We start from the raw sequence: 24,544 nt of genomic DNA, 5'->3' as shown, positions 1-24,544 counted from the left end.
TGGATCGACGAGCCAGCGGAAAGGGCATAGCTCACCGCGCTGAGCACTTTGTCGGTGCCGCCGCCCACCGCCTCAATCACCTTGTCGCCGGCATTGTCGACATAGTATGTGTCGTTGCCGCCATAGCCGGCCATCGTGTCGGCTCCGCCGAGACCGTTGATGACATTGGCACCGGCATTGCCTTGGATGGTCTGGGCGAACGCATTGCCGGTCAGGTTGATGGCCGTGGTGCCGGACGGGCTGTTGGTGGCGAGAAGTTCGATTTCCGATCCGGCCTCAAGCGCATGACTTACGGAGGCGAATGCTTTGTCGGTACCGCCGCCCGCAGCCTCAATCTCCTTATCGCGGACATCATCGACATAATAGGTGTCATTGCCGCCATAGCCGATCATCGTGTGGCCGCCGGCCCCGTGAAACACATCGTCGCCGCTGGTGCCGTACAAGGTGTCGCTTGTGTCGACGGGAGGCGGAGTGGTCCCCGTCGTTGCAAGGTTGTGTTCCCGGAAAACGGCCTGCAGTTCCGAAGAGCTCTCCAACGCTGTGTCGCCTCGCTGTGAACCCCAGGCGTATGCGTAGTCGAAGGCGGGTGACGGAACCAGCTTGGCCCAGTGCTCCATCATGGTTTCCATCTGGGCGGCGGTGGGCACCACATATTTGCCACCCATGTCGGTGTTATACTCGCCACCTCCAAACGCCTGGTAGCCCGGAACGATCTGGCTCGTCGGGATGCCCGATGCCTGAGCGGCGGCGACGAATTTATCGATCATGTTGTAGTCGACCGGGCCATCCGTGCGGACGGGATAGACATCTATGCCGTAGTAATCGATACCCGTATTGGCGGGATTGTACGTGCCCCTAAAATCCGGATTCGCCGACGTCCCCAAGCTCATCATTGTGATGTAGGTCTTGGCGCCTGGAAAATGCTCATGAATCCAGTCGGATTCTGCCTTCAGATTCGCGGCGGAGGCGTAAGTGCCCCATTGGCCGGTGGGATCCGGCTCGTCAACTAGGAAGAACCCAAATACGTTCGGATTGCCGAGGAAAGGAGTAACCTTGTCGATAAAGGATTGGGTTACGCCGTTGGCCTCGTCGAGATAGACCAAGCCTTTCATGCCCTCTGGCAGCTCATTGACCTGGTCAACATATTGCACGCTAGCCAGATTGAATCCGGCTTTTGCAATGTCCGTGCCGGATCCGCCCGACGTGTAATGGAGAGTCGCCATCCATAATCCCTCATTTTGATTCGATAGCGCCCCGCGGATGTCTGCCTACTAGAAGGTGTATATTAGCGCCAAATCACATACCTGCACGCCCTGATAGAATGATTGATCGGCGGCAGGATTCTCACGTTGCGGCGAAAAATATACTTACGGATAGTCGACATTGTGAGATAAAAAACAAATTTAAATGCAGAGATGCCCACGCTGTTTTCCGAGAGATGCTTATTGATATTTCTGCGACATTATACTTGTTGATGGCAGTACAAGGTAATATGATCGCTGATGTTTAAAAATAAATTACATTTTAATTAAAATTAGTTTTATAATTGCGCTGGTTGCTACTAGAGAAGCGTTGGAGGTCGCTGACTTATCTGAAGAAGAGCGAAAAAATCTGATGTTTTGGATTATAAAAGTCTAGACTATAAGATCGAACGCCGAACCGGGGCAGAAAAACTGCTTTTCTCCACAAGATGCATTTGACTGCCGGCCAATTGAGCCGACATTAAACTAAGATGCCAGCCGGATCGCGCTCTCTGCCGGAGACACCAATTTGTTGTGGACAGATACCGCAGATACCAGTCCGCGACCAAGGTGTCTGCAACTGAGATTACGACTCGGGGGATCGTCAGAATTGGAGAACTGGCTGGGGCGCCAGGATTCGAACCTGGGAATGTCGGTACCAAAAACCGATGCCTTACCACTTGGCGACGCCCCAACAGCCGGAGCCTGCCCGCTGTGCGCGCGGCCTTATAGGACGAGCCGGGAGAAAGCTCAATGCCGACTATGCGCGACCGATCCACCAGTTTTGCAAATCGCTAGTTTGAACGGATCTATTCACCCCACACCGCCATTTCATTGCCGGCCGGATCGACGAAATGGAACCGCCTGCCGCCGGGGAATGAAAAGATCGGCTTGACGATGGTGCCGCCGGCATTTTCGACGGCGCTCAATGTTTCCTCCAGCCTTTCGGAATAGAGCACGGGCAGCGGCTTGGCCGGCGGATCTTGCCCATCCGCCTGAAAACCGCCGTCCAGCCCTTCGGCAAAAGCTGAATAGGTCGGCCCGTAATCGGTGAACGACCATGAGAAGGCCGCGCTGTAGAAAGCCTTCACGCTGTCCAGCGTTCCGCCCGTCGCTGGCATTTCCAGATAATCGAGCTTTCCGGTCATTCTCATCGCTCTGCCTTTTGTTCTCGATATGTTCTACAACAAAGCTTTCCAAAAAGCAAGTCTTTTCGGCGCCGGTTTTCCTTAATCGATTGTAGAGGCCGGCCGGCTTGGTCGATGCCTTGCCTTTCGCACTGCAGCATCATATCGCTCGATTTGTCAGTATTTCCAATCTCCTGCAACCGGGGAGCAAGCATGACCAAATGGGTCTACACCTTTGGCGATGGAGCGGCGGAAGGCCGTGCCGGCGACCGCAATCTGCTCGGCGGCAAGGGCGCCAATCTTGCCGAAATGTGCAGCCTGGGCCTGCCGGTGCCACCAGGATTCACCATCACCACCGAGGTCTGCAACGCCTATTACGCCAACGGCCACGCGTATCCGGCCTCGCTGGAAGCGGATGTTGCGGTCGCCCTCGACCATATCGGCCGGCTGACCGGGCGCCGTTTCGGCGATCCCTCGAAACTGCTTTTGGTGTCGGTGCGCTCCGGTGCCCGCGCTTCCATGCCCGGCATGATGGACACCGTGCTCAATCTCGGCCTCAACGACGAGACGGTCGAAGCCCTGGCCGCCGATTCAGGCGACGCGCGTTTTGCCTATGACAGCTATCGCCGTTTCATCCAGATGTATTCCGATGTCGTCATGGGCCTCGACCATGAGGTCTTTGAGGAAATTCTCGAAGACCAGAAGGGCGGCCTCGGCCATGAGCTCGACACCGAGCTGACGGCCATCGAATGGCAAGGCGTGATCGCGCTCTACAAGGCCAAGGTCGAGGAGGAGCTCGGCAAACCGTTTCCGCAGGATCCGAACGAGCAGCTGTGGGGCGCCATCGGTGCGGTGTTTTCCAGCTGGATGAACAACCGCGCCATCACCTACCGGCGCCTGCACGATATTCCCGCAAGCTGGGGCACGGCGGTCAACGTTCAGGCCATGGTCTTCGGCAATATGGGCGACACTTCGGCCACCGGCGTTGCCTTCACCCGCAATCCTTCGACCGGCGAAAAGCAGCTTTACGGCGAGTTCCTGGTCAATGCGCAGGGCGAGGATGTCGTTGCCGGCATCCGCACGCCGCAGAACATCACCGAGGCGGCGCGCATTGCCGCCGGCTCCGACAAGCCGTCGCTGCAGAAACTGATGCCGGACGCCTTCCAGGCTTTCGTCAGCATCTCCGACCGCCTGGAAAAACATTACCGAGACATGCAGGATCTCGAATTCACCATCGAGCGCGGCAAATTGTGGATGCTGCAGACCAGGTCAGGCAAGCGCACCGCCAAGGCAGCGCTGAAGATTGCCGTCGACATGGCCAGGGACGGGCTGATCTCGAAGGAGGAGGCCGTCGCCCGCATCGATCCGGCCTCGCTCGACCAGTTGCTGCATCCCACGATCGATCCGAAGGCGGCGCGCGATATCATCGGCGTCGGCCTGCCGGCATCGCCAGGTGCTGCCACCGGCGAAATCGTGTTTTCCTCGAACGACGCCGAGGAGGCCAAGACACAAGGCCGCAAGGCGATCCTGGTGCGCATCGAGACCAGCCCCGAAGACATCCATGGCATGCATGCGGCCGAAGGCATCCTGACGACGCGCGGCGGCATGACCAGCCACGCCGCTGTTGTGGCGCGCGGCATGGGCAAGCCTTGCGTTTCGGGCGCCGGCTCGCTGCGCGTCGACTACAAGGCCGGCACGCTGATGGCGATGGGATCGACGTTCCGCAAGGGCGATATCATCACCATCGACGGCGGCAACGGCCAGGTGCTGAAAGGCGCGGTACCGATGCTGCAGCCGGAACTCTCGGGCGATTTCGCCGCCATCATGGAGTGGGCCGACGGCGCGCGCCGCATGAAGGTGCGCACCAATGCCGAGACGCCCCTGGATGCGCGCATGGCGCGGTCCTTCGGCGCCGAAGGCATCGGTCTTTGCCGCACCGAACACATGTTCTTCGACGGCGACCGCATCGTTGCTATGCGCGAGATGATCCTGGCCGATACGGAAAAGGATCGGCGAACGGCGCTGGCCAAGCTGTTGCCGATGCAGCGCTCGGATTTCCTCGAGCTGTTCGAGATCATGGCCGGGCTGCCGGTGACGATCCGATTGCTCGATCCGCCGCTGCACGAATTCCTGCCGAAGACCGAGGAGGAGGTGGCCGAGGTCGCCGCCGCCATGAATGTGTCGCCGGACAAGCTGCGGCGGCGCACCGAAGCGTTGCACGAGTTCAATCCGATGCTCGGCCATCGCGGCTGCCGGCTTGCCGTCTCATATCCCGAAATCGCCGAGATGCAGGCACGAGCCATTTTCGAGGCGGCCGTGGAGGCCGGCAGGAAGGCCGGCGCGCTGGTGGTCCCCGAAATCATGGTGCCGCTGGTCGGGCTGGCGAAGGAGCTCGACTACGTCAAGGCGCGGATCGATGCCGTCGCCAAGAGCGTGATGGAGGAAACCGGCGTCAAGATCGACTATCTTACCGGCACGATGATCGAACTGCCGCGCGCCGCGATCCGCGCTCATATCATTGCCGAGGCGGCCGAATTCTTCTCTTTCGGCACCAACGATCTGACCCAGACCACCTTCGGCATCTCGCGCGACGATGCGGCCTCGTTCCTCGAGACCTACCGGAAAAAAGGCATCATCGAGCAGGATCCGTTCGTGTCGCTCGATATCGAGGGCGTCGGCGAACTGGTGCGGATGGCGGCCGAAAAGGGCAGGGCAACGCGACCGGACATCAAGCTCGGTATTTGCGGCGAGCATGGCGGCGACCCGGCCTCGATCCATTTCTGCGAGAAGGTCGGCCTCGACTACGTCTCGTGCTCGCCATACCGGGTGCCGATCGCCAGGCTGGCCGCCGCGCAGGCGGCGGTACAGGCTGCGAAAGAACGGCCGCGGATAGGAGTTAAGGAGTCCACCGGCATCTGACCTTGCCGATTTGTAACCGAATTCACGCGAACGTGCGTCTGTCGGCTCCAAATCCCGACATCGTTTCTGCCCAGTTTCCGGCCCCCGAACCCGCCCCGGTGCCAGAAACAGATGTTGCAGAACCCGCCCACGCACGTCCGCTCGATTCTCATCCTCCAGACGAAATTCATCGGCGATCTTGTCCTCGCTTCCGCGCTCGCCAGAAACCTGCGCCTCCAATATCCAAAGGCCAGGATAGTGTTCCTTTGCGAGGCGAACTTTGCCAGTTTCCTGTTGGCTCATGGCATCGCCTCGGACGTGGTGGCGTTCCGGCGCGTACGGATGCGTGGCACCCCGGTGCAGCGTGGTAGCGAGCTTTACGCGATGGTGCGCGCTCTGCGCCGGTTCAGGTTTGACCTGACCATCGACCTGGCCGATTCCAAAACCTCACGCATCATCGTCAGGCTCGTCAACGCCAAGACCCGCGTCGGATATGATCCTCCCGAAAAACCGTTGCGCTGGCTGGAACGCCAGCCCGCCAACGTCCTAGCCAAGCCGTTTGGCTTTGGTGGCCAGCATTATCTCTACCGCTATCTTTCGCCGCTTGAGGCGCTTGGCGTGGAGTTGCGTGCGCCGGTCCCAACGATTGGGCCGCTGCCGCTGGAGACCGCCAGGGCATTGGCGCTTCTCGACCGGCATCATCTCCGGCGTAACGCCTTCATAGCCGTTCATGCAGGAGCGAGCTTCCGGGGGCGGCAATGGCAGCCGGAACGTTTTGCGCTGGCGATCGACGAGATCTCGCGGCAGACCGGGTTGGACTTCCTGCTTGTCGGCGGCCCCGATGAACGGGCATCTGCCGAGCGCATCGTCGCCAAGGCCGCTTCGCCGGTGGTCAACGTGGTCGGGGCGCTGTCGCTGGCAACGCTGCTGGCGGTCCTCGGCCAAGCACGCCTGTTCCTGGGAAACGAGAGTGGCCCGATGCACATGGCCGCCGCCGCCGGAACGCCGGTTGTCGGCCTGTTCGGCCTGACCGACCCGGCCGTCTGGGGGCCTGTCGGCGTGGCCAGTGTTACGCCGCGGCCCTCCATGCCTTGCGAGTGCATAGCCAGGGACGTGTGCCGCCGACCCGATCCGAGCAAGGCTTGCTGCGTCTGGCGACTTGAGGTCAAAGCGGTGGTCGACGCGGTGCTCGCGATCCTTTCACGTAAGGTTAAGGACGTGGAGCACGCATTGTGACCTCGCGCTTGCCAAAGGTCAGACCGGCGGTCAAATTGCTCCTGCCGACGCTTTTGCAGGGGCATCGTCCCGATTTCCGCCTTGATGGCGGTCTTGGGGTCGCCGCTTCAACTTTGATCCGGCCGACCTGGAAATAATCGATGCGCCCGTTCCAAAAGTTTTTTTGCGCCATTGCGATATCGCTGTGGGCTGTTTCTCCTGGCAACGCCCAGTTGCTCGTCGCACCGACGCTGCACATCAAGGCCGAGGCGGGCGGCGGCCGCGTCGCGCTGACGCTCGATGCGTGCGGCGGAAGGACCGACACACGGATTCTCTCGGCGCTGGTGCAAAACAAGATTCCTGCCACCATTTTCGTCACCGGCATCTGGCTGAAGCACAACGCCGCCGCCGTCGAGATCATGCGGGCGCATCCCGAACTGTTTGAATTGGAAAACCATGGCGGCCGCCATGTCCCGGCCGTCGACACGCCGCAAAAGATCTACGGCATTCGCAGTGCCGGCAGCCCGGAGGCCGTGCTGGCCGAGGTCGAATCGGGTGCTGCCGCGCTTGCCGTGACCGGCGAACCGGCGCCGAAATGGTTTCGCGGCGCAACCGCCGAATACAGCCCGTCGGCAATCGCGATGATACGCAAGCTTGGTTTCAAGATCGCCGGATTCTCAATCAACGGCGATGGCGGCTCATTGCTCGGCGCAAAAGAAACCGCCCGGCGCATTGCCGCGGCGAACGACGGCGACGTCATCATCGCTCACATCAACCAGCCGACCCATGCGGCCGGCGAAGGCGTGGTGCAGGGACTTCTGGCGCTGAAGGCCAAGGGCCTCACCTTCGTGCGTCTCGACGATGCCGACGGCGTCGGCGATGAAGGCACCACCGACTGATCAGTCGGGCGTGGCCTCGATGGTCACCTTGTTCGGATAGAACGCGCCGTGGTCGCGGATATCGGCCATCTCGTCGAACGGCCGCTCATAGGCCCACATCGCATCCTTGCCTGCATCGCCGGCGGGCAGCACGCTCCAATAGCTGGCATCGCCCTTATAGGGGCAATGGGTCGAGTGTTCGGTCTTGCCAAGCTGTTTGAAGTCGATGTCGCCGAACGGAATGTAGAAAACCGGGGGGTAGGGCGATTCGGTCAGCACTTTGGCCTTGTTGGACGAAGCGATGACGACATCGCCGGCGCGCACCGTCACGGTGCCCTTGTAAGGCTCGACTGTGATGACCTTGCCCGGATTCTGCTGAAAGCCGGGTGACCGGTTTGCGATCTGGTCCATATCGGATCTCCTTGCCTCTACCCCAAGATGTGTCTGGCAAGCGCGTTGCGCAAGACCTGCCCGCCACCGGCGGGCATCGCCTGCGGGTGGCAGTCTTGCGCTTTCCTCCGGTATCCCGCCTAAAATCAGGCGGCGGCCTGGAAAGCGTCCATCAGCCCGGCATACGCGGCGGCAATGCCGGCCACCGGATTGGTGCTTTTCGAGGTGGTCTCGACCTTCAGCGCACCACCGCTGGTCGGCAAGGTGAGCAGCAGGAACTGGCGATTGCCGGCATCGCCGACCGATGCGGCGGCGACGTGCTGGGCTTCGCCCTCGTTCTCGACGCACATCTTGAACAAGAGTGTGCCGCCGACCGCCTCGAGAGCGCCGCCAACGACCTCGACGAATTCATCTTCGGAAACGGTTGTGGCGCCGGGAACCAGATCGGCCGGCGCCACATCTGTCGCCACCAGATCGGCCAGGCTTTCGGCAAGCGTATTTTCCAGGGCTTTGTCGTCGAGCTGCGCGTCCATGCGAACCTCTTTCATCCGCCAATCGCGCCCCACCTTTTAATCAACGTTAACGCCGAGCATGGCCGGATTGTGGCGAATTCGGCCTCAATTGGCTCCATGCCCCGCTCCAGCCCGATCCTGGCTGGACAATCCGCCGGTTCGTCCCACAATGGGGCAAAATAACGGGAGGAACAAGATGCTCGGGCTGATGCAGGAATGGCCGCTGCTTTGCCATAAGCTGATCGACAATGCCGAGAGGCAGCACGGCAGCCGCGAAATCGTGTCGCGTTCGATCGAGGGGCCGATCGTGCGCAGCACATATGCCGAAATCCATGGTCGTGCCGTGAAGGTCGCCGAGCGGCTCGAGCGTGACGGTTTCGGGCTTGGCGACCGCATCGCGACCCTGGCCTGGAACACCGCGCGCCACATCGAGGCCTGGTACGGCATCATGGGTGTCGGCGCCATCTATCACACGCTCAACCCGCGGCTCTTTCCCGAGCAGATCACCTGGATCATGAACAATGCCGGGGACAAGGCGATCTTCGTCGACCTGACCTTCCTGCCGCTGCTCGAAAAGATCGCCGGCGCGGTCAAGTCGCTGAAGCAGGTTATCGTGCTGACCGATGAGGCGCATTTGCCGGAGACTGCGCTGCCCAATGTGGTTGCGTACGAAGAATGGCTTGCTGAAGCCGACGGCAACTTCGCCTGGAAGACATTCGATGAAAACACCGCCGCCGGCATGTGCTACACCTCGGGCACGACGGGCGACCCGAAGGGCGTCCTCTACAGCCATCGTTCGAACGTGCTGCACGCCATGATCGCCGCGATGCCCGACGCCATGGGCCTGTCGTCACGCGATACCATATTGCCGGTCGTGCCGATGTTTCACGCCAACGCCTGGGGCCTTGCCCAGAGCGCGCCGATGATTGGCGCCAAGCTGGTCATGCCCGGCTGCAAGATGGATGGTGCTTCGCTCTACGAGCTGCTCGACGCCGAGAAGGTGAGCTTCAGCGCCGCCGTGCCGACGGTGTGGATGATGCTCCTCCAGCATCTGGAAGAGACGGGCAAGAAACTGCCCTATCTGCAGAAAGTCGTCATCGGCGGCTCGTCCTGTCCACGCGCGCTCACGACGAAGTTCCAGGACAGTTACGATGTCCAAGTCGTCCACGCCTGGGGCATGACCGAGATGTCGCCGCTCGGCACGCTGTGCACCCTGAAGCCGGATTACGCCGGGCTGAAGGGCGAGGCCCGCCTCGGCGTCCAGCAGAAGCAAGGCTTTACACCGTTCGGCATCGAAATGAAGGTGACGGACGACGCCGGCAACGAACTGCCATGGGACGGCAAGACCTTCGGCCGGCTCAAGGTCCGCGGGCCGGCCGTCGCGCGCGCCTATTATGGCGGCATCGGATCCGAACAGTTCGATCAAGACGGCTGGTTCGATACCGGTGACGTCGCGCATATCGACCCCGGAGGCTATATGCAGATCACCGACCGCGCCAAGGACGTGATCAAGTCGGGCGGCGAATGGATCTCGACCATCGAGCTCGAGAACCTCGCGGTCGGCCATCCCGATGTGGCGGAGGCCGCCGCCATCGGCATTCCGCATTCGAAATGGGGCGAGCGGCCTTTGCTCGTGGTCGTGCGCAAGCCGGGTAGGGAGCCGACCAAGACGGACATCCTCGCTTTCATGGACGGCAAGGTGGCGAAGTGGTGGATGCCGGACGACGTCGCTTTTGTCGGTGAAATTCCACACACCGCTGCCGGCAAGATCCAGAAGATTACCTTGCGCCAGCAGTTCCGGGATTATCACCTGCCGACGGATTGACCGGAGATGCGGCGTCTTTTCGCCTTCAAGCCGCCGCTGAAAGGCACTATGCCTTTGTTCGGGTTGGGGCAGCGCGGAAAACAATGACGGGAATTCCCGAGCGACAAACGTCGAGGGCTGCCGGTTGGTCGCGGCGCGCCGGCGCGTTTTCGGCGATCCTGCTGCTGACCGCTTTCATCGGCCACCGCTATGACCTCGTCGAGACGCCCGCATTCCTGTGGGTGCTTTGCATTGTCGCCCTGCTGGCCGCATTTGCGCTTTTGTTCGCCGGGTTTGCCTTTGCGCGACTGTGGAATTTCGGCGATCGCGGCGGCCACGACCTGACCGTCGGCGCCTTGCTGGCGGTTCTGGTGCTCATCCCTTACGGCGTCGCGGCCTATTGGGCGGCGACCTATCCGCCGCTACGCGACATCTCGACGGATTTGGACGACCCACCGGTGCTCGATATTTCTACCCGGACAAAGGACATGAACGAGCTTTTGCCGCCGACGCCCGGCGAGCAGCGCCTGCAAATCGAAGCTTATCCGCTCGTTACCGGACGCAGCTACACCTTGCCTTTCGATCGCGTTCTGGAGGCGGTCAAAACCGTGCTCGATCGGCGCGGCTGGCAGCTCACGGCGCCGTTTCCCGACGCAGCAGGGCAAAGCGACGTGACGGTCGATGCGCTGGCCAAGAGCTTGCTGCTTGGCCTTCCCGCCGATGTTGCCATCCGCGTGACCGACGATGGTGATGTGGTCATCGTCGATATGCGCTCCGCCTCGCGTTACGGCCGCCACGACCTTGGCGACAATGCAGCGCGCATCACCGACTTCCTTGCCGAACTCGACCAGGAAGTCGCCGGCCAGGTGGGCGTGGCGCCGGCGGAATGATATCGGGAGGGTACTACTTTGCCGGCGAATAGATGCCGTCGATAGCCGGCGCGCCATCGGTGTGGACCAGGCCGCGCGCCACCAGGTCTTCCAGATGGGCAAGCACCGACAGGCCGGCCGCGCCATGCAGGCGCGGGTCGGTGTCTCGATAGATCGCCTCCACCATGTCCTTGATTGCCCGGTCGCCGCTGTTGATCCGCTCCAGAATTGCTCGTTCGCGCATTTTGCGATGCGTTTTCAATCCGCGCGTGAAGTTGCGCGGTTCGGTCACCGGCCCGCCATGGCCGGGCAGCAGCAGCCGGTCGTCGCGTTCGATCAGCCGATCGAGCGATGTCATGTAGTCGGCCATCGCGCCGTCCGGCGGCGCGACGATCGTGGTTGCCCACGCCATGACGTGGTCGGCCGAGAAAAGGATGCCGGTTCCCTCCAGCGCGAAGGCCGCGTGATTGGCGGTATGGCCGGGCGTCAGCACCGTCCGGATCGCCCAGCCGTCGCCGTCGATCACCATATCGTCCGGCAGCGCGATATCAGGAACAAAGTCGGTGTCGGCGCTGGCATCGAGTGGATTGACCTCGCCGGTGCGCAACGGCCGCGCCGGGCGATGCCGGCCCTCCGCCAGAACCACCGCACCAGTATGCTGCTTTAACCGAGCCGCCAGCGGCGAATGGTCGCGATGCGTGTGGCTGATGAAGATATGGCTGACCGGCCTGGTCCCGATCGCTTCGAGCAGTGTTCGAAGATGTGCCTCGTCATCCGGTCCGGGATCGATCACCGCCAGCGTCTCGCGCCCGACGATATAGCTGTTGGTTCCGTGAAAGGTGAACGGGCTTGGGTTCGGGGCGGTGACGCGTTGAATACCAGGCGCAACGGCTACGCCCTGGCCATAGGCCGGATCGAAGCGTGTATCGAATTTCAGCGCCATGCGAACGTCGCGACCTTTTTTGGGGCGAGGGCAAAACCGATTGCCGCATAGCACGGAAGCCAATATAGGAAAACGCAAGGCCGCGTTCGGCGGCAATCCGGAACGGAGAAGACTATGGCAATTACAACGACGATGCGTCCGCTCATTTCTCTCGCTTTGCCTGAAAAGGGCGCGGCCCGGCTGGCAGGACAGCTTTTGCTGGCGATCGCCGGAACGTTGCTGCTGATCTTGTCTGCCAAGACGAAGGTTATTCTCGGACCGGTAGACATCTCGATGCAGACGCTCGCCGTCTTCCTGATCGCTGCCTCCTTCGGCATGCGCCTTGGCGTCGCCACGCTGCTTCTCTACATGGCCGAGGGCGCGTTGGGCCTTCCGGTCTTCCAGAGCACGCCCGAAAAGGGCATCGGTATCGCTTACATGCTCGGTTCGACCGGCGGTTATCTAGCCGGCTTCGTCGTCATGGCGGCGATCGTCGGCTGGGCTGCCGACCGTGGCTGGGATCGCCATCCTATCAAGCTCTTCAATGCCATGCTGGTGGCCGAGATCGTCATGATGGCAATGGGCTTTGCCTGGCTGGCGCTGTTGATCGGCCCGGAAAAATCCTGGCAGTTCGGGGTGTTGCCCTTTATCGTCGGTGATCTGATCAAGGTTGCGCTGGCCGCGAGCTTGGTGCCGGCTGTCTGGTCGCTGTTGAAGCGTTCGTGAACGCCGGTCAAGCGGCTTGAGGTAAAAAAGCGGAATGCACATCGCATCGCTGTCACCATGTTATGGTCATTCCTTGATCGTAACCTGGTCTCCACGACGACCCATCGAAATGGCTTTTTCGTCGCGGTAGGTATGGCCGTGCAGGATCTTCTCGCTGGCGGCAGGCTTGTAGCGCGACGCCATGCAGCGGAGCCCGTCACATTAGCTTCAAGTCGACGGACTAAGTACCAGAACCAACGGGCGATTCGTCACGACCAGCGTAACCAAGCACCTACGTATGGAAATAAATTGCTCGACATAGCATCTGAGCCAGCTGAAAAAGAAAGCGGCTCGATGATTATTTAGGCACAGCTAAATTTCTGGACTATGTGTAGGAAATTCTTAACCCAACCGCCTTGACTCTAGTGGCTTGGTTGCTTGCTGATATCCACACACTGTCGTAACCGTTGACCTGAAATCATGCCGCCGAACGCCGAGGGAAGACACGTGAGTAGCGCGGAAAAAACAACGAGCAACGTGACCACCCTGTCGTCGGAGCCGACCGCGGCGCCGGCAACCCGCTGGTACGCGGCCAGCGTCTTTCCCGGAAAGGAGCATGTCGCCGAACGGCATCTCCGGATCCAGGGATTTCAGCCGTTTGTGCCTCGCTGCGAGAAAACCGTGCGTCATGCCCGGCGGCTCGAAACCCGGTCTGCGGCGTATTTCCCCGGTTATATGTTCATCGCCCTTAACGTTGCGCTGCAACGTTGGCGCTCGGTCAATGGAACATTCGGTGTGCGTTCCCTCGTCACGCAAGGCGACCGGCCTTTGCCGGTCCCCTCGGGTCTGGTAGAGCGTTTCATTGCGTTGACCGGTAAGGACGGGCTGCTTGATTTCAGTGGAGGCCTCGCAGCAGGCGCCTCGGTCCGAATCCTTTCGGGCCCTCTCGCGGAAACGATCGGTCGCCTTGACCGGCTTGATCCAGCCGGAAGGGCTCGGGTTCTAGTTGCCATCATGAATGGCGAGATCCCTGTCGATCTGGATGCCAGGGATCTAGTAGCCATCGCGTAGTCGCAAGCGTAAGGCGCGGCGAGGCGATGTAAATCGTTGTAGGATCGGCTCTCGGGTTTTCACCCGGGAGTGCGGTAGCCGTTGTTAATGGGATACGCGCTGTGTGGCGAAGTTGCCTCATCGGCGCTGATTGAGAGTACGCAATATGCGAATAACAATGATTGGTGCCGGCTATGTAGGGCTCGTCTCCGGCGCCTGTTTCGCCGATTTTGGCCATCAGGTCTGCTGCGTCGATCGTGATGCGGAAAAGCTTGCCATGCTCAAGCTTGGCAAGATACCGATCTACGAGCCAGGGCTCGACGATCTCGTCACGACCAACACCCTGCAAGGTCGCTTGCGATTCGACGACAATCTGGCGGATGCGGTTTCTCAATCGGATGTCGTCTTCATCGCCGTGGGCACGCCGTCACGGCGTGGCGACGGGCATGCCGATCTGTCCTTCGTTTACGACGCGGCCGCCGAAGTTGGTCGCGCACTCAAGGGGTTTACGGTCGTGGTGACGAAATCGACCGTCCCCGTCGGTACCGGCGATGAGGTGGAGCGAATCATCCGCGAGCAAAATCCCGCTGCCGATTTTGCTGTGGTTTCCAATCCGGAGTTTCTTCGCGAAGGATCGGCGATCGAGGATTTCAAGCGGCCCGACCGTATCATTGTCGGAACCGATGCCGAACGGGCAAAAGCCGTCATGGGCGAGATTTACCGGCCGCTTTCGCTGAACGCCGCGCCGATATTCTATACGAGCCGCCGTACGGCTGAGCTTACCAAATATGCTGGCAACGCATTTCTGGCCATGAAGATCACCTTCATCAACGAAATTGCCGATCTCTGCGAGCGGTTGGGGGCCGATGTGCAGGACGTCGCGCGCGGCATCGGCATGGACAACCGCATCGGCGCAAAATTTCTTCATGCCGGGCCGGGTTACGGTGGCTCCTGTTTCCCGAAAGATACGCTGGCACTGGTCAAGACTGCGCAGGATGCGGCAAGTCCGGTCCGGCTTATCGAGACGACGGTCTCTATAAACGATCAGCGCAAGCGGGCGATGGCGCGCAAGGTGGTCGAGGCCTGCGGCGGCTCGGTTCGCGGCAAGACCATCGGTATCCTGGGCCTTACGTTCAAGCCAAACACCGACGATATGCGCGATGCCCCCTCATTGGCGATCATTCAGGCACTCAAGGACGCGGGCGCTTCGATCAGGGCCTATGATCCGGTCGGCATGGAGCAGGCGCGCAAGATGATCGAGGGCATTGAATTCGGGGAAAGCGCCTACGCTGTGGCCGACGGTTCGCATGCGATCGTCATCGTCACCGAGTGGAACGCGTTTCGGTCATTGGATCTCAAGCGGCTTCATGCACTTATGGCGACGCCGGTGATGGTCGATCTTCGAAACGTCTACCGGGGCGAGGACGTCGTGAAGGAAGGCATAGCCTATTCGAGCGTTGGCCGAGGGCGGCATCCGGTCCAGTGAATTTCCAGGTTTCATGGGGCCCGATTCGCGGGATTCAAATTGATCGCCACCACCATCCATTTACCCAATCGAAGGCACCTCCTGCTCCGGATGCGCTTTCAACTGCTTGGCGGATTGACATTCGCGATTCTGCTGCCGGCGCTGGTCCGCATGTCGGTTGATCCCCGGGTAATCTGGTCATCGAACATGCAGGCTACGATTTTTGCAGCATTCATCGCGCACACGACAGGTTATTTCTTTTACAAGCGCATCGGCAATTTCCCGGGAGTCGCAGCGGCTGGTTACATTTTGCCGACCTTCGCCCTGACCTACGGCTTGGTGTTCGCTACCATTTTCTTCTTCAGGTTCGATTATAGCCGGTTCCAGGCTGCAGCGAGCTTCATTCAGTCGACATTGTGGTATTTTGGCTTGAGCCTGGTCACGCGTAGGCTCGATGCACACCGGCTGGCGATAATTCCTGGCGGCGACGTCCATAGGCTGGAGAGCATACCGGGTGTGAGCTGGCACAGAATTCATTCACCCGACATGGTCGTCGAGTACGCGACCGGTGTGGTGGCCGACCTTCGAGCCGACCTTTCGGATAACTGGGAGCGATACATCGCCGACCGCGCGCTCTCGGGAACACCGGTCTATCATGTCAAGCAAATCAGCGAATCGCTCACAGGCAGGGTAGAGATAGAGCATCTCTCTGAAAACACTCTAGGCTCCTTGAATCCAAACCAGGCTTACCTGAAAATAAAGCAGGCGATAGACTGGGCTTCTGCGTTATTTGTGCTTGTTGTTTTCTCACCATTGCTGTTGTTCGTGGCGATTGCGGTTAAGATCGATTCGCCTGGACCGGCGCTATTTAGACAGAAGCGAATGGGTTATCGAGGACATCCGTATGAGGTCTACAAGTTTCGAACGATGTCGCTCAGCGACACGGCTGTCGACGAGAAGGAAGCGGCCATCACGAAGGCCGGCGACACACGTATCACCCGATTGGGGCAGTTCTTAAGAAAATCCAGGATCGATGAGTTGCCGCAGGCCTTCAACATCCTGCGCGGCGAGATGAGCTGGATCGGTCCGCGGCCGGAAGCACTCGTACTGTCGACTTGGTACCAGGCGGAGCTGCCATTTTATCGGTACCGGCACATTGTTCGCCCTGGCATTACCGGATGGGCGCAAGTCAACCAGGGCCACGTTGCGGCTGTGGACGATGTCTTGGAAAAACTTCACTACGATTTTTACTACATCAAGAATTTCTCCCCTTGGCTCGACGTGCTGATTGTGTTTCGTACCATCCGAACCATGCTGACAGGATTTGGTGCGCGTTGACCTAGCTGCGAAGGGCAGCCGGTACGGTGAGCCCGCCACTCACGAGCACAGGATGGGATGCGACGAGGTTTTGAAGATGAGGCCAGGCTTTTGAAAGAAAATTGGCCTAGGCTTTTGAAATGAGTACAATAAGTCTCAGGCTACGCTGATCGTTGAGAGCATCGTAGTATCGACTCGGAGAAGCACAATGACTAGGAAGACCGCGCTCATTACCGGCATCACCGGCCAGGATGGTGCCTATTTGGCGGAACTTCTTTTGGCAAAGGGATATAACGTCCACGGCATCAAACGGCGTTCCTCGTCGTTCAACACCGGTCGCATTGACAATCTCTACCAAGATCCGCATGAAAAAGACGTAAGGCTGTCGCTGCACTACGGCGACATGACCGACGCTACCAACCTCATCCGCATCGTCCAGGAAGTGCAGCCAGACGAGATCTACAATCTCGCCGCACAGTCGCACGTCCAGGTGAGCTTCGAGACCGCGGAATATACGGCGAATGCCGACGCGATCGGCACGTTGCGTCTCCTCGAAGCCATCCGGCTGCTCGGACTGACAAAGAAGACGCGTTTTTATCAGGCGTCGACTTCCGAACTCTACGGCAAGGTGCAGGAGATCCCGCAACGGGAGACGACGCCGTTCTATCCTCGCTCGCCCTACGCGGCAGCAAAGATTTATGCCTACTGGATCACCGTCAATTACCGCGAAGCTTACGATATCCACGCTTCCAACGGCATCCTGTTCAATCACGAGAGCCCGATGCGCGGCGAGACGTTCGTCACCCGCAAGATCACGCGCGCGGCTGCCGCGATAAGCCTCGGCCTTCAGGACAAGCTCTACCTCGGCAATCTGTCGGCTGAACGGGATTGGGGGCATGCCCGCGATTATGTCGAAGGCATGTGGAGAATTCTCCAGCATGAGGTGCCCGACGATTATGTCCTTGCAACCGGGGTGAAGAACTCGGTCCGCCGCTTTGTCGAGCTTGCGTTCAACGAAGTCGGGACCGAGATCCGATGGGTTGGTTCCGGCATCGAAGAAAAAGGCATTGACGTGAAATCAGGTGCTGTTCTGGTCGAGGTGGACCCGCGCTATTTCAGACCGACCGAAGTTGAGCTTCTGATCGGCGACCCCGCGAAAGCGGAGCGCGTTCTCGGGTGGAAGGCAACGACGTCGCTCGCTACGATGGTCCAGGAAATGGTCCACTCCGACCTAGAAACGGTAAGGCGGGAATCCGAGCATCGGCGCCTTGACGAGGATCGCATCCGCGTTGCAGCACAGTAAGCGGCTTTGGTTCGGGTTGACATGAAAATCTCGGTCTTAACCGTCTGCTGGAACTCTGCGGCGACGATCAGGCATACGATCGATAGCTTCTTTGCTCAAGACCATGATAACAGGGAGCTGGTGGTGGTGGACGGCGGATCGTCGGACGAAACGCTGGCGATAGTCGGGTCCTATCCCCAAGACCGGATCCAGTTGGTCAGCGAGCCTGATCGCGGGATGTATGATGCATTGAACAAGGGACTGCGCCTCTACACCGGAGACGCCGTAGGTGTGCTGAATTCCGACGACTGTTTCCACGACTGCACTGTGCTGGGGCGAATTTCGGCGGGGCTCGAAAAGACTGACATTGTGCATGGTGATCTGGACTTTGTTGAAAATCATCTCAACAAGCGGGTTGTACGACGCTGGCGTGCTGCTCCAAGGCCGGCCAAAGGTTTTCGGACTGGTTGGATGCCGGCCCATCCGACGTTCTACGTCAGACGGAAGGTGGCGGAAGCGGTCGGCACGTTCGACCTCAGCCTCAAGGTGGCATCGGATTACGATTGGATGTTGAGAGCGGTTGAGCTCCATGGATTCGAATCCATCACCACCAACCATACATTAGTGGACATGATGGTTGGTGGGGTCAGCACAGGCAGCGTGGCGTCCTATATTGGGCACAATTTTGAGGCGCTGCGGTCGCGACGCCAATGGCTGCGCTCCGGTCCAATCGACTATGCGCTTCTTGCCAAGCCGGTGCGAAAGCTCGGGCAGTTCTTCGGCGTTAGCACTGACAGCACTGCTAAGCGAAGCCGCCATGGGTGGGCTGAGTAGTGGTTTCGGTACGTGATACCCGTGGTTGAAAGGTAGGCCCAGAGATGAAGGGCGACTGCGTTCATATGTCTGCGCCCAATGGCCACCGCCAATTTTATCAGGATCTCTGTGCCGGCTTATTTAGCGTTGGACTGGTATGGGCCGCATTGGCTTGGGCTGTGGCTCGACTTGGATCTGGCCCGCCATTTCCCGGTTGCTGCCATAAGACGATGGCGCCGTTGGTTTATAGCAGCTGCGTTTAGACGATCGCTGATGGGGGCGGCGGACGGCTAGGCTTTTTCTCAGGCCTTCAAATGCTTCGAGAGCGGGAGGCTCGTTTACCGTCTCAAGAGATGGACTTTCAGTAACTTGCACTATTTGCCTCACCTGTCGCACCTACGATTTTGCCGTGTCGGACGACGAACTTCTGAGCCTGTGTTAAATTTGCGATTTGCCTGGTGCCGCTACAAGCCGGACTATGATCAGGCATCCTCATACAGAAATCCGTGCGGCCCTTTGACCCGCTGTCCGGATGTCCGTCAATACCGTCGCCGCGGGCATTGGGGGCCGATTATGGTTCTGAGGATTCAAGATAAAGGCTAGTCACATGTTACACTCCTTGGGTCCGAAGGCGAAGGCCGCGATGCGCGACGTAGGGCGGCGGTTCGGCTTTGACGTCCGCCTGAATGGCATTAACTCGCGCGATGATTTGCGTTTCGTGCATTTCCTTCAAATGCATGAAGTCGATCTGGTAATCGATGTCGGCGCCAACAAGGGTCAATTCGGCACGATGCTGTTTGCCGCGGGGTTCCAGGGTTCGGTGATTTCGTTCGAACCGCTGCCAGATGCCCATTCCGAGCTCGTGCGCACTGCCAAGGCGTCGGACCGGAGGTGGATGGTTGGACCGGCGGTTGCGCTGAGCGACACTGCTGGGTCGGCGACGTTCCACGTGACGGAAGCAGCAACGAGCAGCTCGTTGCACGAGCCGCGCGATTCGTTCGTGGAACATACTCCTCAGGTGGCCATCGCCAAGCGGATCGAGGTCAAGACTGAGCGGCTCGATGCCTTCGCGAGTATGATCGACCTCGCTGGAAACCGAGCGTTCCTGAAAATTGACGTGCAGGGCGCCGAAGCGGCTGTTCTTGCAGGTGCCACCACCGTCCTGCCGCAACTGCGAGGCGTCCTGTCGGAACTGTCGCTGGTCGAACTCTATGCCGGTCAAGCCACTGCTCTGGAGGTGCATCAGCTCATTGCTGGCGGTGGATTCGAATTGTGGGATGTCTGGCAAGGGTATAGAAACCCCCGGACTCAGCGCTTAACCCAGATTGACGCACTATATTTTCGTGCAAGCGCCGGGCTTGGAAATTGAAAATACCGGCTGGCTTGAGAGTGTGGTAAAAAATCAGGAGCTTCCACCATCGAAGCGAAAAGTGGGACGCCTGCCGCACGGATGGTTCGAATACCATGAATGTTCTTCAGATTGTGGGCTGTGCGCTCGATACTGGCGCGGGTCGAGCGATCCGTGCTGTGCATGAAGCCTTATTGGAGGCGGGAGTTCATTCCCGCATCCTGGGGAGGGTTGAGCGCGATCTCCCGGAGGACTTGTTCGCCAGAAGAGTTCCCTTACTCCAACGCCTGCCTGTTGGTGTTACGAACCGTTTGTACATGTGGCATTTAATGCGCCGGTTCGGCGAAATTCCGGCGGGTTTCCATCCCGTCTCCCATGGCCTCCGCCTCCACAATTCGCCGGAATATCGGAAAGCTGATATTATCCATGTCCAGTGGTCACACGCTCCCACGCTTGGACCCGATTTCTGGCACGCGATCAACCGCGAAAAACGGCCGGTGGTCTGGACCCTTCGCGACATGTGGCCGTTCACTGGCGGGTGTCATTTCTCCGGTCGCTGCGAAAAATATGTAAGTGGTTGTGGCCAGTGTCCTCTGTTGGGTGGAGGGGACGAGACAATTACATCTGACGATGTTGCTTTCAAGGCCGAACACTACGGGCCACAATCTGTATTCGTCGCAATCAGTGAAACGATCGCCAAGCAGGCCCGAAAGAGTACGGTCCTACGCGATCGTGATATACATGTCATCCCCAACAGTGTGCAAATGAGCCAGCTTCGTCCGGTGGACAAGGCGCAGGCGCGTAGCGCATTGGGACTGCCAGCGAACAAATTCGTAATCGCCTCCGGTGCTTTGAATCTGGCTGATCCACGCAAAGGCGCGGATATCATGCGACATATGCTCAACATTTACCGAGATGAGAAGAATGTTCACTGGTGTGTGTTTGGCAATGGACTTGCAGAACTGGTCAATCCGGTGCCTGAAAACTGCACGGGCTTTGGCCTCATCCGCGACGAAGTCACTCTTGGTCAGATATATTCGGCGGCCGACGTGTTCGTGATGCCCTCACTTCAGGAGTCCTTCGGCAAGGTTACGGTCGAGGCGATGGCATGCGGGACTCCTGTCATCGGGCTCGTCAAAACGCCAGCCGAGGAAATCATCAGCCACGGGCGGACCGGATGGTTGGCCAAACATGGTGACGTTAATGCAGTGGTGGCCGCTGTTGAGACAGCACGGGCCATGCCAATTCCAAAATTAAGGAATTTTGGAGTGAGCGCACGCGCTGCCGTGATCGATAGATACTCACCGGAGGCGATCGCCAGTCGCTATATTGATTTTTATGAAGCGTTGTTGAACGGCAACCAATCATGACCCGAATCATGACATTTCGTTCTGCTGGTGCGTAAGGGCTTTATCTTGGTTCGAAAATTTGCAGGTCTCGTCGGACGATATTGGAGGTATGTTTCAAACTCCCTGTGGTTGATTTCTGAAAGGCTGCTAACGAGTCTGATGGGGCTGTTTGTGGTAGCCGCGGTGGCGCGCTATCTCGGGCCGAGCGATTTTGGATTGCTTTCTTACGCGTTCTCTTTGGCACTCCTGTTTGCGGTTGCCGGGCAACTTGGGCTCGATGGGCTGGTTATTCGAGAAATCGTCAACCGCCCCGACGACGTGCCGCGCGTACTCGGCACAGTATTCGTTCTGAAGTTCGCCGGGCATTTGCTCGGAGCCACAGGTTTGGTCATTTATGCGGTATTTGTCAGCATGCATTCGACAGAGCGTGTATTGTTGTTTTGGGCCGCTGCTTTCATACCCTTGGCGGCGCTGTCCGCGTTCCTCGGACTCTGGTTCCACTCGCGTGTTCAGGCCCGGTACAGTGCTATTTCGTCCAGCATATCCACGCTACTGGTCAGCTTGGGAAAACTCGGACTTGTTTGGGCAGGGGCTGGAGTGGTGGCGTTCGCCGCGGCAAACGTGGTCCAAGTTTTGATAGCGGCCACGCTCTCGCTCCGCTTTTACAGGCGCCAGAAAGGTCCGCCTTTATCGGCATTGCGGTTCTCACCGACGCTGGCCAAGACCCTGCTGGCCGAGAGCTGGCTGCTTTTCCTTGGGTCCATCTTTGCGCTCATTTACCTGAAGATCGACATGATCATGCTTCGCTGGCTGGCCGGGCCAGCAGAGGTTGGCACCTATGCGGTGGCAGCGGCCCTTTCCGAGGCAGCATACTTTGTGCCGGCCGCGTTGGTCGCGAGTGTGTTCCCCAAGCTGATTGAGTTCGCGAAAAGCGATCAAGACTTGTTTGACAGGCGGCTCCAGACGGTTTTTGATGTCTTGTGGCTCGCTGGGCTTGGCCTGGTCGCGACGATGTTCTTGCTTGGCGGGCCCATTATCCGGCTTTTTTTTGGAGCTCAGTACGAGGCATCAATCCCGGTGCTGCTGGTCCATGTCCTGTCTGCACCTTTCTATTTCATGCGGATCGCGTTCACGCGATGGACGATCATAAAAGGTGGCGCCACATTCTTCCTGATAACGGAAGGCCTTGGTGCGCTTACGAACGTGGCGCTTAATTTTCTTCTCATTCCACATTATGGGAGTCTTGGTGCCGCGCTCGCGACGTTCGTGTCATATGCGACGGCCTCCTACCTTACATTGTTCTTCCCGGTCCGCACGAGGCCGGTCTTCGTAATGATGTCGCGCTCCGCCTTGATGCCATGGCGCGCTCCCAAACAGTTTTTGAACTATGTAAGACGAAGCGCCTATGCCTGACCGGGCAGTTCTAGTGGCAAGACCAACTGCCCTATATCGCCGCCCCGGCGGCGGGCGTCCTTAGCGGCGATATTCAGTTGCAAACCAAGGCGGAGTTATGAGCGCATGACCGTGTTAAACAGGATCGCGACAAAGTGGAACCGCTTTGCGCAACGTTCCAACGATACGCGTGCTGCGGTAGAGTTATCCCGGCTGAACCTACCATACTTGCCGTGGTCCGACGCCTCCTTGCTTCCTTCAGCCCTGCAGGTCGTGCTCAACGAAATTGAAATCAATTCTCGCATGACAGTCGTCGAATTCGGAAGCGGTGTTTCCACCATCTACATTGCCCAAATCCTGTCGGGGCTTGGCGGCCGGATCGTCAGCTTCGAGAGCGACCTAGAATGGGCAACCTTCGTTCACAACCGCCTCGCAGCCTTGAACCTGTCTGAGTTCGTCTCAGTCATTCATGCGCCTCTTCGACCCTGCACTTTGAGTAAGAACGGTCTGCAATGGTACGACCAAGCGATCGTCACAACGGCTGTGCAGGATCTGTCGGTTGATTGTGTCGTCGTCGATGGCCCGCCCGCCTACAAGGCAGGATATGAATTGGCGCGCTATCCCGCACTTCCTGCTCTACAGGCACGTCTCGCCCAAGATTACGTGGTGTTTCTCGATGATATCCATCGCCTTGGGGAGCAGGAGATATTGCGGCTGTGGGCGGAACGCTTTGGTATCAAATTTCTTTCCCATTTTTCCAAAGGTAACATCGCGCGCGGTGTCCATGGCGAGGCACACTTCGTAGTCTAAGTTGTGCGCCGCGTATTTGAGCCGCGCCTTCACTGAGACTGTATTTTTGCTATTAAATCGGAGCTGGGCTTTTTGCAAATCGTCAACAGAGTAGTATATGTAAAGACCTGTGGCGGTCACAAAGGATCATACTTGGTTACGCTGGGTGAGATCTTCGGAATGCAAAAGGCTTTTGGCCGCATTGACACCAAGATGGCTTATAAACTACTCGCATGTAGCGAGCTACTGTTCGCTACGCTCGACGAGCACATATTTTCATTCGTCTTTTTTTCGCTGGCAAGAAGCCTACTTGGGAAGAATACGGTCGCGTTGTTTCTGCGGCCCGAGCAATGTTTCTTGCCCGGAAAAGCTAAATATCGAATGAAATGGCTGCTTTTCAGAGCTTTGCGACACCTTCCGGGCCTCACTGTTGTAACCATAACGCCGTTCAACGTAGTGGATAGGTACGCTCAGGTGGCCAGTGCCGGTGTGCACGACCCACAGTACTGGGACCTGCACGACGGTATGTCCGTCCTATGGCCGAAGGAGACCAGCCTATCTGCCCATGTTCGCTCAATGGCAGGTCGGAAGCGCTTGTGCACTGCGACGGGAGTTCTGAACGCGGGCAAGGGCTTGGAGTTCCTGGCCGACACTCTGGAGCAGTTTCCTGAAATCAAGGAACATACTCAGATTGTGGTGGCGGGCTCAGCAAACGCTCACACTCGCAGCCTGTTGAAAAGACTGTCCGATGCAGGATCGATCGTAGTTGACAGGCTTCTTTCTGATGGTGAACTCCTGAGCTTGATAGGTGCCTCAGAGTTGATTTGGGCATGCTATGATCCGAGGTATGATCAGGCCTCCGGCATTTTTGGTCGCGCCGTGCAGCTAGGCTCGGTCCCTATCATTCGAGAGGGCGCAATAGTTTCCCGGTTAGCGTCCGAGTCCGGAATCCCCTCTTTTCAGGTAAGATATGGGGCCACGGAACAGTTGGCGCAGGTTTTGATCGCAGGGAGGCCAACTACCACCGACCTGAGAGGTCCTGGCGCGGTCGAGATTGGGGAGTGGCGTCGAGATTTTATCGAAGTAGTGAGTGCTGGTTTGGCAGGAAAGACTTGAATGCTGCCAAGCCGCTATCTTACCGATGGAGATCACGCACCTTAGTGATGAAGTATACATCA

Annotated in this window: 21 protein-coding genes and 1 tRNA gene; 16 read left to right on the top strand and 6 right to left on the bottom strand. The window is 58.8% G+C overall.

Annotation, left to right across the window (positions count from 1 at the left end; translation table 11 throughout):
* From NKI17_RS32240 to NKI17_RS32230, 3 genes are all read right to left on the bottom strand, one after another.
* Positions 1-1,223, bottom strand: a 1,223-nt coding sequence (locus tag NKI17_RS32240) for a calcium-binding protein (protein WP_352907419.1), incomplete at its 3' end; no start/stop codon positions are given.
* Between the two features lie 637 nt (positions 1,224-1,860).
* Positions 1,861-1,935, bottom strand: a tRNA-Gln gene (locus tag NKI17_RS32235).
* 115 nt (positions 1,936-2,050) lie between these two features.
* Positions 2,051-2,395 (bottom strand): VOC family protein, encoded by a 345-nt coding sequence (locus tag NKI17_RS32230; RefSeq protein ID WP_352907418.1) that lies wholly within the window; start codon positions 2,393-2,395, stop codon positions 2,051-2,053.
* A 186-nt stretch (positions 2,396-2,581) separates the two neighbouring features.
* On the opposite strand from NKI17_RS32230, the gene ppdK reads away from it, so the two are divergent.
* The 3 genes from ppdK to NKI17_RS32215 all read left to right on the top strand — a co-directional run bounded on the left by ppdK (position 2,582) and on the right by NKI17_RS32215 (position 7,380).
* Positions 2,582-5,287, top strand: coding sequence for a pyruvate, phosphate dikinase (gene ppdK, locus NKI17_RS32225; protein ID WP_352907417.1), 2,706 nt, complete (start codon positions 2,582-2,584; stop codon positions 5,285-5,287).
* Between the two features lie 111 nt (positions 5,288-5,398).
* Positions 5,399-6,502 carry a glycosyltransferase family 9 protein gene (locus NKI17_RS32220; RefSeq protein WP_352907416.1) on the top strand — a complete coding sequence of 368 codons (1,104 nt, stop codon included), beginning with the start codon at positions 5,399-5,401 and terminating at the stop codon, positions 6,500-6,502.
* 140 nt (positions 6,503-6,642) lie between these two features.
* Positions 6,643-7,380: a polysaccharide deacetylase family protein gene (locus tag NKI17_RS32215; protein ID WP_352907415.1), complete on the top strand. Its 738-nt coding sequence runs from the start codon at positions 6,643-6,645 to the stop codon at positions 7,378-7,380.
* Here the strand turns inward: NKI17_RS32215 and NKI17_RS32210 are convergent, their stop codons facing one another.
* Positions 7,381-7,770, bottom strand: a complete 390-nt coding sequence (locus NKI17_RS32210; protein ID WP_352907413.1) for a DUF427 domain-containing protein — start codon at positions 7,768-7,770, stop codon at positions 7,381-7,383.
* A 125-nt stretch (positions 7,771-7,895) separates the two neighbouring features.
* A complete protein-coding gene (locus NKI17_RS32205) occupies positions 7,896-8,282 on the bottom strand; it encodes a hypothetical protein (RefSeq protein WP_352907412.1) in 387 nt (128 codons plus the stop codon).
* Between the two features lie 175 nt (positions 8,283-8,457).
* Here NKI17_RS32205 and NKI17_RS32200 point away from each other — a divergent pair, with 175 nt between their 5' ends.
* Both NKI17_RS32200 and NKI17_RS32195 read left to right on the top strand, forming a co-directional pair.
* Positions 8,458-10,086, top strand: a complete 1,629-nt coding sequence (locus NKI17_RS32200; protein WP_352907411.1) for a fatty-acid--CoA ligase — start codon at positions 8,458-8,460, stop codon at positions 10,084-10,086.
* An 83-nt stretch (positions 10,087-10,169) separates the two neighbouring features.
* The gene (locus NKI17_RS32195; protein WP_352907410.1) at positions 10,170-10,955 is read left to right on the top strand and encodes a DUF1499 domain-containing protein; all 786 of its coding nucleotides are present in this window, start codon (positions 10,170-10,172) and stop codon (positions 10,953-10,955) included.
* A 13-nt stretch (positions 10,956-10,968) separates the two neighbouring features.
* On the opposite strand, the gene NKI17_RS32190 is transcribed toward NKI17_RS32195, so the two are convergent.
* Positions 10,969-11,877 (bottom strand): MBL fold metallo-hydrolase, encoded by a 909-nt coding sequence (locus tag NKI17_RS32190; RefSeq protein ID WP_352907408.1) that lies wholly within the window; start codon positions 11,875-11,877, stop codon positions 10,969-10,971.
* 114 nt (positions 11,878-11,991) lie between these two features.
* On the opposite strand from NKI17_RS32190, the gene NKI17_RS32185 reads away from it, so the two are divergent.
* The 11 genes from NKI17_RS32185 to NKI17_RS32135 all read left to right on the top strand — a co-directional run bounded on the left by NKI17_RS32185 (position 11,992) and on the right by NKI17_RS32135 (position 24,482).
* Positions 11,992-12,582 (top strand): biotin transporter BioY, encoded by a 591-nt coding sequence (locus tag NKI17_RS32185; RefSeq protein WP_352907407.1) that lies wholly within the window; start codon positions 11,992-11,994, stop codon positions 12,580-12,582.
* A gap of 486 nt (positions 12,583-13,068) precedes the next feature.
* The gene (nusG, locus tag NKI17_RS32180; protein ID WP_352907406.1) at positions 13,069-13,632 is read left to right on the top strand and encodes a transcription termination/antitermination protein NusG; all 564 of its coding nucleotides are present in this window, start codon (positions 13,069-13,071) and stop codon (positions 13,630-13,632) included.
* A gap of 145 nt (positions 13,633-13,777) precedes the next feature.
* Entirely contained in the window at positions 13,778-15,097 is a 1,320-nt protein-coding gene (locus NKI17_RS32175) for a UDP-glucose dehydrogenase family protein (RefSeq protein WP_352907404.1), read from the top strand.
* Between the two features lie 39 nt (positions 15,098-15,136).
* Positions 15,137-16,414 (top strand): sugar transferase, encoded by a 1,278-nt coding sequence (locus NKI17_RS32170; RefSeq protein WP_352907403.1) that lies wholly within the window; start codon positions 15,137-15,139, stop codon positions 16,412-16,414.
* Between the two features lie 187 nt (positions 16,415-16,601).
* Entirely contained in the window at positions 16,602-17,696 is a 1,095-nt protein-coding gene (gene gmd / locus NKI17_RS32165; RefSeq protein WP_502894677.1) for a GDP-mannose 4,6-dehydratase, read from the top strand.
* Between the two features lie 21 nt (positions 17,697-17,717).
* The gene (locus NKI17_RS32160) at positions 17,718-18,509 is read left to right on the top strand and encodes a glycosyltransferase family 2 protein (protein ID WP_352907402.1); all 792 of its coding nucleotides are present in this window, start codon (positions 17,718-17,720) and stop codon (positions 18,507-18,509) included.
* A gap of 622 nt (positions 18,510-19,131) precedes the next feature.
* The gene (locus NKI17_RS32155) at positions 19,132-19,857 is read left to right on the top strand and encodes an FkbM family methyltransferase (protein ID WP_352750343.1); all 726 of its coding nucleotides are present in this window, start codon (positions 19,132-19,134) and stop codon (positions 19,855-19,857) included.
* A gap of 95 nt (positions 19,858-19,952) precedes the next feature.
* On the top strand, positions 19,953-21,206 hold the full coding sequence (locus tag NKI17_RS32150; protein ID WP_352907401.1) for a glycosyltransferase: 1,254 nt from the start codon (positions 19,953-19,955) through the stop codon (positions 21,204-21,206).
* Between the two features lie 27 nt (positions 21,207-21,233).
* Positions 21,234-22,598: a flippase gene (locus NKI17_RS32145; RefSeq protein ID WP_352907400.1), complete on the top strand. Its 1,365-nt coding sequence runs from the start codon at positions 21,234-21,236 to the stop codon at positions 22,596-22,598.
* Positions 22,599-22,703: 105 nt separating this feature from the next.
* A complete protein-coding gene (locus tag NKI17_RS32140; protein ID WP_352907399.1) occupies positions 22,704-23,387 on the top strand; it encodes a class I SAM-dependent methyltransferase in 684 nt (227 codons plus the stop codon).
* Positions 23,388-23,459: 72 nt separating this feature from the next.
* Positions 23,460-24,482 carry a hypothetical protein gene (locus NKI17_RS32135; protein ID WP_352907398.1) on the top strand — a complete coding sequence of 341 codons (1,023 nt, stop codon included), beginning with the start codon at positions 23,460-23,462 and terminating at the stop codon, positions 24,480-24,482.
* Positions 24,483-24,544: the final 62 nt, after the last annotated feature.

Source organism: Mesorhizobium sp. M0816 (assembly GCF_040320005.1).
Lineage (GTDB): Bacteria > Pseudomonadota > Alphaproteobacteria > Rhizobiales > Rhizobiaceae > Mesorhizobium.
Note: the sequence above shows the minus strand (reverse complement) of the source record. Positions and strands in the feature narration are given on the sequence as shown.

Coding starts and splice junctions, on each gene's coding strand:
- NKI17_RS32230 (WP_352907418.1), bottom strand. CDS start 2,395: ATGAGAATGACCGGAAAGCTCGATTATCTGGAAATGCCAGCGACGGGC.
- ppdK (WP_352907417.1), top strand. CDS start 2,582: ATGACCAAATGGGTCTACACCTTTGGCGATGGAGCGGCGGAAGGCCGT.
- NKI17_RS32220 (WP_352907416.1), top strand. CDS start 5,399: ATGTTGCAGAACCCGCCCACGCACGTCCGCTCGATTCTCATCCTCCAG.
- NKI17_RS32215 (WP_352907415.1), top strand. CDS start 6,643: ATGCGCCCGTTCCAAAAGTTTTTTTGCGCCATTGCGATATCGCTGTGG.
- NKI17_RS32210 (WP_352907413.1), bottom strand. CDS start 7,770: ATGGACCAGATCGCAAACCGGTCACCCGGCTTTCAGCAGAATCCGGGC.
- NKI17_RS32205 (WP_352907412.1), bottom strand. CDS start 8,282: ATGGACGCGCAGCTCGACGACAAAGCCCTGGAAAATACGCTTGCCGAA.
- NKI17_RS32200 (WP_352907411.1), top strand. CDS start 8,458: ATGCTCGGGCTGATGCAGGAATGGCCGCTGCTTTGCCATAAGCTGATC.
- NKI17_RS32195 (WP_352907410.1), top strand. CDS start 10,170: ATGACGGGAATTCCCGAGCGACAAACGTCGAGGGCTGCCGGTTGGTCG.
- NKI17_RS32190 (WP_352907408.1), bottom strand. CDS start 11,877: ATGGCGCTGAAATTCGATACACGCTTCGATCCGGCCTATGGCCAGGGC.
- NKI17_RS32185 (WP_352907407.1), top strand. CDS start 11,992: ATGGCAATTACAACGACGATGCGTCCGCTCATTTCTCTCGCTTTGCCT.
- NKI17_RS32175 (WP_352907404.1), top strand. CDS start 13,778: ATGCGAATAACAATGATTGGTGCCGGCTATGTAGGGCTCGTCTCCGGC.
- gmd (WP_502894677.1), top strand. CDS start 16,602: ATGACTAGGAAGACCGCGCTCATTACCGGCATCACCGGCCAGGATGGT.
- NKI17_RS32160 (WP_352907402.1), top strand. CDS start 17,718: ATGAAAATCTCGGTCTTAACCGTCTGCTGGAACTCTGCGGCGACGATC.
- NKI17_RS32155 (WP_352750343.1), top strand. CDS start 19,132: ATGCGCGACGTAGGGCGGCGGTTCGGCTTTGACGTCCGCCTGAATGGC.
- NKI17_RS32150 (WP_352907401.1), top strand. CDS start 19,953: ATGAATGTTCTTCAGATTGTGGGCTGTGCGCTCGATACTGGCGCGGGT.
- NKI17_RS32140 (WP_352907399.1), top strand. CDS start 22,704: ATGACCGTGTTAAACAGGATCGCGACAAAGTGGAACCGCTTTGCGCAA.